Source organism: Bradyrhizobium sp. LeoB3, from assembly GCF_055456055.1.
In genome coordinates, this window is sequence record NZ_JBVBEF010000014.1 from 107610 (window position 1) to 120398 (window position 12789).

The 12789-nt window shown below is 62.5% G+C and carries 12 protein-coding genes and 1 pseudogene; 12 read left to right on the forward strand and 1 reads right to left on the reverse strand.

All coding sequences use genetic code 11. The features are described from left to right. The first annotated feature begins 41 nt into the window (after window positions 1-41). The 6 genes from ACZXDY_RS13100 to ACZXDY_RS13125 all read left to right on the forward strand — a co-directional run bounded on the left by ACZXDY_RS13100 (window position 42) and on the right by ACZXDY_RS13125 (window position 6037). Entirely contained in the window at window positions 42-884 is an 843-nt protein-coding gene (locus ACZXDY_RS13100; protein ID WP_456643466.1) for an ABC transporter ATP-binding protein, read from the forward strand. Next, window positions 856-1566, forward strand: coding sequence for an ABC transporter ATP-binding protein (locus ACZXDY_RS13105; RefSeq protein ID WP_028163129.1), 711 nt, complete (start codon window positions 856-858; stop codon window positions 1564-1566). Before ACZXDY_RS13100 ends, ACZXDY_RS13105 begins: the two co-directional genes overlap by 29 nt. 61 nt (window positions 1567-1627) lie before the next feature. Further along, window positions 1628-2509, forward strand: a complete 882-nt coding sequence (locus ACZXDY_RS13110) for a branched-chain amino acid ABC transporter permease (protein ID WP_028163130.1) — start codon at window positions 1628-1630, stop codon at window positions 2507-2509. A 44-nt stretch (window positions 2510-2553) separates the two neighbouring features. Then, complete coding sequence (locus tag ACZXDY_RS13115; protein ID WP_464345770.1) at window positions 2554-3579, forward strand: branched-chain amino acid ABC transporter permease; 1026 nt, start codon at window positions 2554-2556, stop codon at window positions 3577-3579. A gap of 69 nt (window positions 3580-3648) precedes the next feature. Then, window positions 3649-5169 carry an aldehyde dehydrogenase family protein gene (locus tag ACZXDY_RS13120; RefSeq protein WP_464345771.1) on the forward strand — a complete coding sequence of 507 codons (1521 nt, stop codon included), beginning with the start codon at window positions 3649-3651 and terminating at the stop codon, window positions 5167-5169. Window positions 5170-5377: 208 nt separating this feature from the next. Continuing rightward, window positions 5378-6037: a GntR family transcriptional regulator gene (locus tag ACZXDY_RS13125; RefSeq protein WP_464345778.1), complete on the forward strand. Its 660-nt coding sequence runs from the start codon at window positions 5378-5380 to the stop codon at window positions 6035-6037. Window positions 6038-6073: 36 nt separating this feature from the next. On the opposite strand, the gene ACZXDY_RS13130 is transcribed toward ACZXDY_RS13125, so the two are convergent. Next, the gene (locus ACZXDY_RS13130) at window positions 6074-6751 is read right to left on the reverse strand and encodes a GntR family transcriptional regulator (protein WP_028163133.1); all 678 of its coding nucleotides are present in this window, start codon (window positions 6749-6751) and stop codon (window positions 6074-6076) included. A 117-nt stretch (window positions 6752-6868) separates the two neighbouring features. Here ACZXDY_RS13130 and ACZXDY_RS13135 point away from each other — a divergent pair, with 117 nt between their 5' ends. From ACZXDY_RS13135 to ACZXDY_RS13160, 6 genes and pseudogenes are all read left to right on the forward strand, one after another. Further along, window positions 6869-7660: an enoyl-CoA hydratase/isomerase family protein gene (locus ACZXDY_RS13135; protein ID WP_464345772.1), complete on the forward strand. Its 792-nt coding sequence runs from the start codon at window positions 6869-6871 to the stop codon at window positions 7658-7660. A 10-nt stretch (window positions 7661-7670) separates the two neighbouring features. After that, window positions 7671-8916, forward strand: a pseudogene (locus ACZXDY_RS13140) (CaiB/BaiF CoA transferase family protein). A gap of 72 nt (window positions 8917-8988) precedes the next feature. After that, the gene (locus ACZXDY_RS13145) at window positions 8989-9981 is read left to right on the forward strand and encodes a Bug family tripartite tricarboxylate transporter substrate binding protein (RefSeq protein ID WP_464345773.1); all 993 of its coding nucleotides are present in this window, start codon (window positions 8989-8991) and stop codon (window positions 9979-9981) included. Window positions 9982-10039: 58 nt separating this feature from the next. Further along, the gene (locus ACZXDY_RS13150; protein WP_464345774.1) at window positions 10040-10522 is read left to right on the forward strand and encodes a tripartite tricarboxylate transporter TctB family protein; all 483 of its coding nucleotides are present in this window, start codon (window positions 10040-10042) and stop codon (window positions 10520-10522) included. A gap of 12 nt (window positions 10523-10534) precedes the next feature. Beyond that, window positions 10535-12109 (forward strand): tripartite tricarboxylate transporter permease, encoded by a 1575-nt coding sequence (locus ACZXDY_RS13155; RefSeq protein WP_464345775.1) that lies wholly within the window; start codon window positions 10535-10537, stop codon window positions 12107-12109. A 98-nt stretch (window positions 12110-12207) separates the two neighbouring features. Beyond that, window positions 12208-12732 (forward strand): hypothetical protein, encoded by a 525-nt coding sequence (locus tag ACZXDY_RS13160; RefSeq protein ID WP_464345776.1) that lies wholly within the window; start codon window positions 12208-12210, stop codon window positions 12730-12732. Window positions 12733-12789 lie beyond the last annotated feature (57 nt).

Below are 12789 nucleotides of genomic sequence, written 5' to 3' on the forward strand. Positions count from 1 at the left end.
AAGCAGCTTCCCTTAGCCCTCACCGTGGGGACGAAGATCGCATGAACGGCTCAACGGCTCATCTCTCCCCGCGGACGGCGCCGGCTTCCACGGCGCCGCCGAAGCTGGCGGTGGACAATCTGTCGCTCAGGTTCGGCGGCCTCGTTGCGATCAATGCACTATCGTTCCAGGTCAGGCGGGACGTCATCTGCGGCCTGATCGGCCCCAATGGCGCCGGCAAGACCAGTTTGTTCAATTGTGTCAGCCGCCTCTACAATCCGACGGAAGGCAGGATCACCTTCGACGGAACTGACATCACACACTATCGGTCGAAGGACATCGCGAAACTCGGCATTGCTCGTACGTTCCAGAACCTGGCGCTGATGAAATCGCTGACGGTCCTGCAGAACGTGATGCTCGGCGGCTATCACCACGGTCGCACCTCGCTCTTGCGCGCGCCGTTCGTGCCGGTGTCGCGGCGGTCCGAAGAAGCCGCCCAGCGTCGCGCGGCGATGGAACTGCTGGCACGCCTGCAACTCGATCACCTGCACGATGAACGCATCGACAGCCTGCCTTATCCGACGCTCAAGCGGGTCGAGCTTGCCCGCGCGCTGGCGTCTCGTCCCTCGCTCCTGATGCTGGACGAGCCGGCTGGTGGGCTGTCGCATTCGGAGGTCGATGAACTCGCGCGGACCCTGGTCCGGGTGCGTGACGAATTCGGCATGACTTTGCTGTTGGTCGAGCATCACATGGGCATGGTGATGAATGTCTCGGATGACATCGTCGTGTTGGACTTCGGCAACAAGATCGCCGAAGGCAAACCGGCCGACGTGAAGTCGGACCCTCGCGTCATCCAGGCCTATTTGGGGAAACAGCGTGAACGTTCTCGAAATCAAGGGCGTTAGCGCCGGCTACGGGCGCATCCCGGTGCTGCACGACGTTTCGCTCGCGGTCGGCGAAAAGAGCATCGCCGTGCTGCTCGGCGCCAACGGTGCAGGCAAGACGACGACGCTGCGCGCCGTCAGCGGTATGGTCAAATATACGGGACAGATCCTGCTGGACGGCAAGGACCTGAAGGGACTGGGCCCCGACCGGATCGCGCGCCTGGGCATCGCCCACGGCGTGCAGGGACGCGGCACCTTCAGCGATTTGACCGTCGAGGACAATCTGGCGGTCGGCGCCTTCCGTCGCCGCGACAAGGCTGAGATCGCAGCCGACATCGAGCAGATGTACGCGCTGTTTCCTCGCTTGCGCGAGCGCCGCAAGCAGAAGGCGGGTAGCCTCAGCGGCGGCGAGCAGCAGATGCTGGCCGTCGGCCGGGCGCTGATGCTCAAGCCGCGGGTAATGCTGCTCGACGAGCCGTCGCTCGGGCTCGCGCCGGTCATCATCGATGACCTCTACGAGGCGTTGCAACGCGTCAACCGATCGCAGGGCATCGCGATGCTGATCGTCGAGCAGAACGCCAATCTGGCTTTGGAGATTGCCAATGACGCCTACGTGCTTGAGACCGGCTCGATGGTGCTGTCGGGCACGGCCCGAGATGTGTCCGAGAACGACGGCGTCCGCGCTGCCTATCTTGGTAACTGAATATCCGCGACCGGTCTTGGCTCATGCAGGCTACTCCAATAACTGAATAGAGAAGCTGACGATGCAGTACTTCTTTCAGCAGATCGTCAACGGCATCGGGGATGGCGCGATCTACGCGTCGCTGGGCCTTGCCCTGGTGCTGATCTACCGAACGACGAACATCGCCAATTTCGCCCAAGGCGAGATGGCGACATTCTCCGCCTACATAGCCTGGCAGATGGTCGATTGGGGCGTGCCGTTGTGGTGGTCGTTTCTCATTGCCATCGTTGTATCGATGATCGTTGGCGTGCTGGCCTATCTGCTGCTGGTCCGGTCGGTTCAGCACCGGGATGAATTGACGATCGTCATCGTCACGCTCGGCCTGTTCCTGGCCTTCAATAGTTTCAACGGCGCGATCTGGGGATTTCTGCAGCTCTCATTGCCGAGCCCGTTCCCCGAGAAGAGCTTCGCCATCGGCGCGCTCAGGTTCAATGCCGAACTGGTCGGCACGATCGTAATTCTGATTGCGATCTCGACCGGCATGTTCCTGCTGTTGCAGCATACGCGGCTCGGCACCGCACTGCGCGCCTCGGCCTCCAATGCCACATCCGCGATGCTGGTCGGCGTTCCCTTCACGGCGATGATGGCGATCGGATGGGGACTGGCGGCCGGGCTCGGGGCGGTGTCTGGCCTGTTGGTCGGCCCGAAGCTGACGCTCGATCCAAACATGATGGGCGCCATCATCATCTACGCCTTCGCCGCGGCCGTGGTCGGCGGATTGACGAGCTATCGCGGCGCGGTTGTTGGCGGTGCCATCGTCGGCATCTCGCAAGCCCTATCGATGGCTTATCTTCCCTGGCTCGGTTCCGATCTGCAGATCCTGCTGCCGCTGATGCTGATCGTCGCTGTGCTGATCATCAAGCCTGAAGGTCTGTTCGGCAGCACCGTGGTGGTACGCGTATGAGCAGCATCGGAATTCCTGCCATGCAATCGGTTCGGCACGGCGATGTGGCCGTCACCAAGATCGGTATCGGCTTCGTACTGGCGGTGATCCTGCTCGGCATGCCGCTTGTGATTCCTGAATATCAGACATTCCAACTGACCGGCGTGATGACCTATGCCGTGGCGGCGCTGGGCCTCAACCTGATCACTGGCTATGTCGGGCAGGTCTCGCTCGGCCACAATGCCTTCTTTGCTTTGGGGTCGTATGCGGCCGTGCTTAGCGTCGTGTATCTGGGCGTCAACGATGTCCTGGGGGTTCTGATTGCGGCGATTGTCACATTCATCGCCGGCGTGCTGGCGGGTTATCCGGCCAAACGGTTGCGGGGGCTCTATCTGGCCTTGATCACGCTGATCCTCGCCGTATCCGTCATCCCACTGGTCAAGCAGTTCAAGGCCTATACCGGCGGCGCGGCCGGCCTGATGGTCGACAAGCCGGTGCCGCCGGCATGGTTCACCCTGGGCCAGGATGCATGGATCTATTACATGGTGCTGGCGTTTACCGTCGTTGTCTTCTGGCTGGTCAGGAACTTCGTCGGCGGCAGTAATGGCCGGGCGCTGGCCGGCATCCGCGAAGGCGAACTGGCCGCGTCATCGATGGGCGTCGATGTCAACAGGCTCAAGGTGATCGTGTTCGGGGTTGGTTCGATGCTGGCCGGCGTCGGTGGTGCACTCGCGACCTTTACGATCGGTTTCATTGGCCCGGACTCGTTCACGCTGATGCTGTCGATCAGCTTCCTGGCGGCCATCGTCGTGGGCGGGCTCGGAACGATCTGGGGAGCTTTGGTCGCCGGCCTGTTCCTGCAGTTCGTGCCGTCCTATGCCTCGGATCTCGGCCAGGCGTTCTCCGGTGCGGTCTATGGTGGTATCCTGATTGCGTGCATGACTCTGATGCCGAACGGGATCGTCGGCTCGCTCATGAAGAATACCAGCAGTCGGCGCGAGGCCAGGAAAGTTGCCGATAGAGTTGCTGCGAAAAGCGCCGAGAAAGCGGCTGTGAAAGCCGCTGCCGATCGGGGCGTACGTGCCACCTGATCGCTCCGCCGGCTACTCATGAAAGATGCGGCTCGGCCGGTGGCTGCTATAACGATGGAAGGAAAGACCATGACTGTACAAGTTCAAATCAATGGAGGGCTGAAGGCATCCCTGAGCGAGGCGGACAGCTCCGTGCGCCTTGGACCGACGCTTCAACTGTTGAATGGCGAATGGGTCGGCAGCGTCGATGGTCGCACGCTGGCGGTCGAATGCCCCGCCACCAAGAAGACGGTCGCCCACACCCCGCGTGCGTCCGGGCAGGATGTCGAACGCGCGGTGGTCGCGGCGGAAAAGGCCTTCGTGAGCTGGAAGAAGGTGACGCCGTCTCTGCGCGGCAAGGCGCTGCTCAAGGTCGCCGACGAGCTTGAAGTCCGCGTTGAAGAATTGGCCCGCATCATCGCCCACGAAACCGGCAATGCGCTGCGTACCCAGGCGCGTCCGGAGGCGCTGACCTGCGTGGAGGTCTTCCGCTACTTTGGCGGTCTGGCAAGCGAACTGAAGGGCGATACGCTGCCGCTGGGCGATGACATATTGAGCTACACGAGGCGTGAGCCGCTCGGCGTCGTTGGCGCCATCGTGCCCTGGAACGCGCCGGCGACATTGTCGTCGATCAAGATCGCGCCGGCCGTGTGCGCCGGCAACACGCTGGTGCTCAAACTGGCCGAAGACGCGCCGTTCGCCGCCTTGTTCATTGCCGAAATCTGCAATCGGCATCTGCCGCCAGGCGTGTTGAATATCGTGACCGGCCTTGGTCCAGAATGCGGCGCAGCGCTCGCCACCCATCCGCGCATCAGCAAGCTGTCGTTCACCGGCTCGACCGCGGTCGGCCGCAGCATCCTGGCGGGCGCGGCGGACCGCATCGTGCCGGTATCGCTCGAGCTTGGCGGCAAAAGCCCAGCCATCGTCTGCGAAGATGCCGACGAGGATTGGGTCGTGCAGGGCGTTGCATCCGCGATGCGCTTCACGCGGCAAAGCCAGTCATGCACCGCCGGATCGCGGCTATTCTTGCACCGGTCGATCTACGACAAGTTTCTCGACAAGCTGGTCGCGCTGATGAACAGCTACAAGATCGGTAATCCGCTCGACGAAGCCACCGACATGGGGAGCCTGATCAACAACAAGCAATATGGTCGGGTCTGCGGTTACATCGAAGACGGCCTCAAGAACAAGGATGTCAAGCTGATCGCCGGCGGCCTGCCGCCGAAGGAGGGCCCGTTGAGCGCCGGCTATTTCACCATACCGACGCTGTTCGCCAGCACGTCGAACAACTGGCGTCTCGCTCAGGAGGAAATCTTCGGCCCGGTGCTGGTGGCGATCCCCTGGACCGACGAGGCCGAGGTGCTGAAGATGGCCAATGACAGCCACTACGGCTTGGCAGGCTATGTATTCTCGCGCAACACGTCGCGCGCCATCCGCATGGCCCATGAGATCGATTCCGGCTGGGTCCAGGTCAACCAGGGCAAGGGCCAGATCATGGGCCAGCCCTATGGCGGCTTCAAGCAGAGCGGGCTCGGCAAGGAGATGTCGCTGGGTTCGATGCTCGAGGGCTTTTCGCGGTTGAAGACCGTAACGGTCAACTTGACGCTCTGATCGGCTTGCCTGGATCGGGGGAAACCGGGTACCGGTTTCCCGTCAATGACGGAACGCGCTTTGCGTGGAGATCATGCATGGAGGCAGACTGAAGCGCGATCGCTATTCGAACTGAAGCTATTTCCTTTTGCGTCGGGGACCGAAACGTGTCGACCATGACCCGGACGATCGCGTTCCGAAGTTGCCAAGGACCCATGTAGTGACCGAAATGAAGGTGAGCGACCGCATTTACAGTGTTGTCGAAAGGCAGATCAGCCAGCGCGAGTTGCTGCCTGGGGATCCGGTCGACGAAGAAAACCTGATGATCCAATTCGGCGTGTCGCGTACGCCGGTGCGTGAGGCCATTCTGCGCCTCAAGGCCGAGGGGCTGGTGTCCAGCATCTCCCGTGGCGGCGCCATCGTGTCGAAGATGGACTTCGCACAGCTCCTGTCGGTGTGGGAGTTGCTGGCGGAGCTCGAAGGGCTATCGGCCCGCTACGCCTGCGAACGCATGACCAGCAAGGAGCGCGAGGCCTTGGCTGACGCCCATAAGGCGTCCCGCAGCGTTGTCGAACGTAACGACGCGCTCGGCTGGCAGCAGGCCAACATGGCGTTTCATGAGGTGCTGTATGCGAGCTCCCGCAATCCGTATCTCCGCCAGGAGATCCTGCGCATGCGTACGCGAACCAGCGCCTATCGCAATCATTCGTTCGATGCGATGGGCTACATCAGTAAAGCTTATCAATATCATGGCCTGATCCTCCAAGCCATTCTCGAACAGGATCCATCCGCCGCGGCCAAGGCGGCTACGGCGCACCTGACGCCCGGCGAGGGAGCGCCTGGCGTGATGGAAATCATGCATAAGCTTCCGAAGGCTCTGCTAGGATGACTCGCTGGCCGCCTGCTGAGAGCAGGCTGGCCGATTTCAGACCCGGGCTCGATCCGGCGGCATGGTGGGATCGCCGCTTTCCGTCTCGGCGAACCCCGCCTGCAGAACCTCCTCGCGCTTGTGACGGAGATGGGTGCGCAAGATGTGGGAGAGGCCGACGCCGTCGCGACGCTGCAGCGCGTTGAGGATCGCTTCGTGCTCGTGAAGCGCCAACGCCCAACGGTCCGACGTCATCGGCGTGACATAGCGCGCGCGCCGAATACGCGCGGTGACCGAATTGTACAGACCGACGAGCACGGGATTGCCGGCCGCCGCCACGATCGCCTCGTGGATGGCCCGGTTGCAGCGGTAGTACTGAATCAGATCGCCGTTACGATAGTGATGTGCCATCGCGGCATGCGCAGCGGCGATCTCACCGATTTCTTCCTCGGTGACGCGCTCACATGCAAGCTCGCCGGCCAAGGCTTCGAGCCCCTGGCAGACCTCGAACAGGTCACGCATGTCCTTGTCAGTAAGCCTGGCTGCGCGGGAGCCGCGGTTTGGCAGCAACTGCACAAGGCCTTCGGCCGCCAGCACTTTGAGGGCTTCGCGCAGCGGTGTGCGCGAGATCTGCAGCCGTTCGCATAGATCGCGCTCGGGAATTCGGGCGCCAGGCGGAATTTCGCCGTCGAGCAGGATCGCGCGAATGCGGCTGACGACCTCCTCATGCAGCATTTCGTCGAGCCTCCGATTTGAATTCAAAAGAGGAGAATATCGGCGTGGTTGCCGAAGTTCCAGCTTGATAATTACCTATTTTGCATTCAAAATTAGGAAAACGACTGGGTAGAGGAAATGGATCAGGACGTGGCGGAAGATCTCGTTTTCGAGGTCGCGAGCGGCATTGGACGGGTCACGTTCAATCGTCCTCAGGCCAGAAACGCCTTCACTTTCGAAATGTACGAGCGGCTCGCCGAAATCTGCGAGCAGGCGAACAGCGATCGGGCAATCAAGCTGCTGGTGCTTCGCGGCGCTGGCGACAAGGCCTTCGCGTCGGGAACGGACATCAACCAGTTCCGTGCCTTCACGACACCGCAGGATGCAGTCGATTACGAGAACCGCATCGACCGCGTGCTCACCACGCTCGAGCAGTGCCGCGTGCCGACGATCGCCGCGATCAACGGCTTCTGCACCGGCGGCGGTGCCGGCATCGCCGCGGCCTGCGATCTGCGCATCGGCACCAGAAGCGCACGGATCGGCTTTCCCATTGCCCGAACGCTCGGCAACTGCTTGTCGATGTCGAATGTCAGCCGGCTCGCCGCTCTCGTTGGACCGGCGCGCGTCAAGGATCTGATCTTCACGGCGCGGCTGGTCGAAGCCGCCGAGGCCGCGGCGATCGGCCTGCTCACGGAGGTGGTCGATGATCTCGCGGCGCTCGACGGGCGTGCCGATGAGGTCGCTCGGCTCCTCGCCGGCCACGCACCGCTGACGCTCAACGCGACAAAGCAGGCGGTCGCACGCTTGCAGAAGCGGCTGACGCGCGAGGAGGGCGAGGACCTCATCGTCATGTGTTACATGAGCGAGGATTTTCGCGAGGGGCTGGACGCGTTTCTCAACAACCGCGCACCGCAATGGCGCGGGCGATAGGGATATGACGATGCAAGGCAACCAATCGCAGCCCACTGCCCGTCCGCAAGGACCGCTCGCTGGCCTCAAGGTCGTCGACCTCACCCATGTCATGGCGGGACCGACCTGCACGCTGATGCTCGCCGACATGGGCGCCGATGTCATCAAGATCGAGAAGTGGCCGAATGGCGATGACACCCGCTATTCGGTGCCGCCGAAGATTGGCGACGAGGCGGCCTCTTTCCTGATGATGAACCGCAACAAGCGCGGCGTGGTGCTGGACCTGAAAACCGCCGGCGGGAAGGAGGTGCTGCGGCGGCTGATCGCACGTGCCGACGTGCTGGTCGAGAATTTCGCGCCGGGTGCCATGGAGCGGCTGGGCTTCGGCTATCAGGCATTGCACGAGGAATTCCCGGCGTTGATCTATTGCTCGCTCTCGGGCTTCGGCCGTACGGGACCCTACAAGAATCGCCGCGGCTTCGATCTGGTCGCCCAGGCCATGAGCGGGATCATGAGCTTCACCGGCGAGCGGCCAGACGGCCCGCCTGTGAAGTGTGGTCCACCTCTATCGGATATTACCGCCGGCCTGTTGGCCTGCATGGGAATCCTGGCTGCGTACACGCATCGGCTGAAGACCGGTGAAGGGCAGTGGGTCGAGACCTCGCTGTATGAGGCGGCGCTGGTGCAGACCTACTGGCAATCGACCATCGCGCTCGCCACCGACACGGCGCCGCGCGCGATGGGCTCGGCGCATCCGCTCAACGCGCCATACCAGGCATTCCAGGCTTCAGACGGCTGGCTTGTTGTCGGGGGGCGCCAATAACAAGAATTGGCTGTTGATGCTGGAGGCGCTGGGCGCAACCGAGCTTGCATCCGATCCGCGCTTCGTGACCGGCGCTGATCGCATGGCGCATCTGAAGGAGCTCGAAGCGGTCTTGAGCGAGCGCTTCCGCACGGGGACACGGGCGCACTGGCTCACGCTCTTGGAAGAGAAGGGCGTGCCATGCGGTCCTGTCCACGACATGCTGGAAGCGCTGAACGATCCGCAGACGCTTGCACGCGAGATGGTCGTCGAGGTCGAGCATTCGACACTCGGACCCGTGAAGACGATTGGGCTCCCGGTCAAGTTCTCCGTGACACCAGGAAAAGTGCGTTCGGGCGCGCCGGTCTATGGTGAGCATACGCGCGAGGTGCTGTCCGAGTATGGGTTCGATGACAGTCAGATCAAAGCGCTCGAGAAAGAAGGCGCAATCGTCTCGGCAGCAGGTGGTCGATAAAAGCCGGTCGCGCAACGTCGCGATAGGCCGATACGACAAACAAAACAGGCAAAAAATCAGCCGGAGGAAACCATGGACGTCACGTCGAGATTTCTGCTGCCTGCCGCCGCAATCCTGCTCGCCGGCACGATTCCGGCGGGCGCAGCCTGGCAGCCGCAGAAGCCGATCGAGTTCGTCGCGACCGCAGGGCCGGGCGGCGGCACCGACAATCTGGCGCGTGCGGTCCAGAACATCATCACCAAGTACAAGCTGACCGACCAGCCGATCGTAGTCGTCAACAAGGGCGGCGGCAGCGGTGCGGAAGGTTATGTGTACGGTAAGGCTTCGGCCGGAGATCCCCACAAGGTGATCTTCGGCACGTCGAACGCGTGGCAGCAGCCGCTCGTGTCCAAGGTCGCCTTCAACTACACCGATCTCACTCCGATCGCCGGGATGGCGCAGGATGAGTTCCTGCTCTGGGTCAAGCAGGACGCGCCGTACAAGACGGTCAGCGACTATCTGAAGGCGGGGGCCGCGAATGAATTCAAGATGGGCGGAGCGCAGTCGAAGGATACCGACGAGGTGCTGACCCGCATGATCGAAAAAGTCGGGCACATCAAGTTGACCTACATTCCGTTCAAGAGCGGCGCCGAGGCCGCCGTGCAGCTCGCGGGTGGTCATATCGACTCTCACGTCAACAACCCCTCTGAAAGCCTGGGACAGTGGCGCGGCGGAACGCAGCGCCCGCTCTGTGTCTTCAGTCCAAAGCGATTGCCGCAGGGGCCCAAGGTCACCGCGACCGAAGGCTGGAGCGACGTGCCGACCTGTGTCGAGCAGGGGCTCGACATCCCGCAGTATGAGCAGCCCCGCACCGTCTGGCTGCCCGGCAAGGTCACGCCGGAGCAGACTGCCTTCTATGTTGAACTCATGAAGAAGGTGCAGGCGACACCGGAATGGAAGGACTACATCGAGAAAACCTCACAGGTCGACACCTTCCTGACCGGGACCGAGTTCGACAGCTACATCAAGCAGGATCTCGAGCACATCAAGCAGGTCGCGGCCGAGCAGGGCTGGCTCGTCAAGTGAGCCGGTCGGCCACGTCGAGCGAAACTATCCGGGGCTTAGCGCCGGGCTGGAGCAGTCGATGATCTCACGCCGTGCTCTCGAAATTGCGACCGCCATTCTCACCGGCAGCTTCGGTGTCGCCGTGGTCGTGTCCAGCTTCGACAATGGCATCGGCTGGTCGGCCGCCGGGGTCGATGCCGGCACCTTTCCGTTGCTGACCGGTGTGATCATCGTTGCTGGCAGCCTCTACAATCTCGCCCGCGGTGTCCTGCCGGGCGGCACGCTGGCAAGCGTTCCCGTGGCCATCACAGCAATCGAGCTGCGCCGCCTCGCAGGGCTGTTCGTGCCTGCCGCTCTCTTTGTGGCGCTGATCCCGATCGTCGGCATGTATGCGGCCTCAGCCGGCTACGTCTTCGCTGTGCTGGCGCTGCCGAGGCATCAATCGCTGCTTCGCTCGCTGGCAATGGCATTGGCCACGCCGCTCGCGCTGTATGTGGTGTTCGAGCGAATGTTCCACGTGACGCTGCCGCACGGCGCGCTCGCCGCTGCGTTCGGGCTCTGAGGAGGAGAGCGAATGGAAAATCTCCAGGAGCTCCTGCACGGCTTCACGATCGCAGTCACCGTGCCGCATCTGGTGCTGATGGTGATCGGCGTCCTGCTCGGCATTCTCGTCGGCGTGTTGCCGGGCCTGGGCGCGCCGAACGGCGTGTCGTTGCTGTTGCCGCTGACCTTCGGGATGCAGCCGGTCTCGGCCATCATCCTGCTGTCGAGCATGTATTGGGGCGCGCTCTTCGGCGGCTCCGTCACCTCGATCCTGTTCAACATTCCCGGAGAGCCGTCGTCGGTCGCCACCACTTTCGACGGCTATCCGATGGCGCGCGACGGCAGGCCGACGACAGCGCTTGCCACCGCCTTCGGTTCGGCCGCGTTCGGCGCCCTGGTCGGGGTCATTCTGATCACCTTCCTCGCATCGTGGGTGGCGCAGGTTGCGCTCGCCTTCGGGCCGCCGGAGTACTTCGCCGTCTATTTCCTCGCCTTTGCCAGTTTCGTTGGCATGGGCGGCGCGGCGCCGATCAAGACGGTGGTCGCTCTCGCGATCGGTTTTGCGATTGCTGCGATCGGCATCGATACCGTCTCCGGCAGCGTACGCCTGACAATGGGGATCGACGAGCTCGTGAAAGGCGTGAGCTTCGTCGTGGCGGTGATGGGATTGTTCGGCATCGGCGAGCTGCTGGTTGCCGTCGAAGAGGAGTTTCACGCACGCGGGGTCTCCTCAAGGATCGACTGGAAAGAAGTCTTCCGCGCGGTCGTCCGCCTGCCGGGGCATGGCATCGCTCTGCTGCGCAGCGCGGCCATCGGATGCTGGATGGGGATCACACCGGGCGGCCCGACCGCAGCGTCCTTCATGAGCTACGGCATCGCCCGACGCTTCTCACGGCGCGGCCGCCATTTCGGCACGGGCGAAGTCGAGGGGATCATCTCCCCGGAGACCGCCGATCACGCGGCCGGCACCAGCGCGCTTCTGCCCATGCTGTCGCTCGGCATTCCCGGCTCGGCGACCGCCGCGGTGATGATGGGCGGCTTGATGATCTGGGGCCTCAATCCCGGGCCGATGCTGTTCGTCGACCAGAAGGATTTCGTCTGGGGCCTGATCGCCTCGATGTATGTGGGCAACATTGTCGCCGTCGCGCTCGTGCTGCTCACCGTTCCGATATTTGCGGCTTTGATGCGGATTCCGTTCGTCATCATTGCGCCCCTGATCATGATCATCTGTGTCGTCGGCGCCTATTCGGTGTCGAACTCCTATCTCGATGTCGTCATGATGCTCGGCTTCGGCGTCGTCGGCTATCTCTTCAAGAAGCTGTTCTATCCGCTCGCCCCGCTCGTGCTCGCGATCGTCATCGGCGACAAGGCCGAGGATGCCTTCCGGCAGTCGATGCTGATGTCCAAGGGATCGCTCGGGGTGTTCTTTGCCAACCCTCTCGTGGCGAGCCTTGTCTTGGCTGGGCTGGCGCTGTTGCTGCTTCCGCTCGCGCTGCAGATCGCGCACGTCCGGCGCAAACCGGGTGAGCGCAAGTCCATTGCGCCAGGTCCCGAAGATAGCAGGTCTCGACCAACAGCAACCTCGGCGGCGCAAACGCCGCGATAATGCCGATGCCTCCGTCGCTGTTCGCAATCGCGGACAGGGGCAGCATCTATCTCAATGGCCGCGCCGATCTCGCACCTGCTTCGCGCGGGATGCTGGAGTTGCTTGCATTCGGCTCGATCTACGGTGCCGGTGCTGTGGTCACCGTGAGCGCCGCCGATCCATCAGCATCGTTTGATCCCTTGAACCCGTCATTCATCACCAAGCCAAGTACGTCGTTCGATCTTGGTCAATCCATTCCATTCCGTTTGCATGCAGACGATCCGGTGCCGGTTCGTCTCTACGCGCTGAATGGCGACATTCTCAATCTGACGGCGGGGGACATCGTTACAAACTTTGATGGCACAGTCTCGCCCTACCGCGGAGCAAAACCCATTTCGATGAAGGCGGGGAGGGATATCGTCAACGTGTCGGGCTTCATGCTGAACAACAATCTCACCGACGTTTCGCTGGTGTCGGCGGGACGCGATGTCATTCATGGCAATTTCAAGGTCGCCGGCGCCGGACTGCTGTTGGTCTCCGCCGGACGCAACATCACCCCCAGGAGGACCAGGGTTCGATCACCAGCATCGGTCCGCTTGTGGTCGACGACACCAGGCCCGGCGCTAGAGCGTGTTGTTTTTTAGCGGAATCGGGATTCCCAATTGGAGGAATTTCTGATTCAAACTCCATGCTGGGGCCGG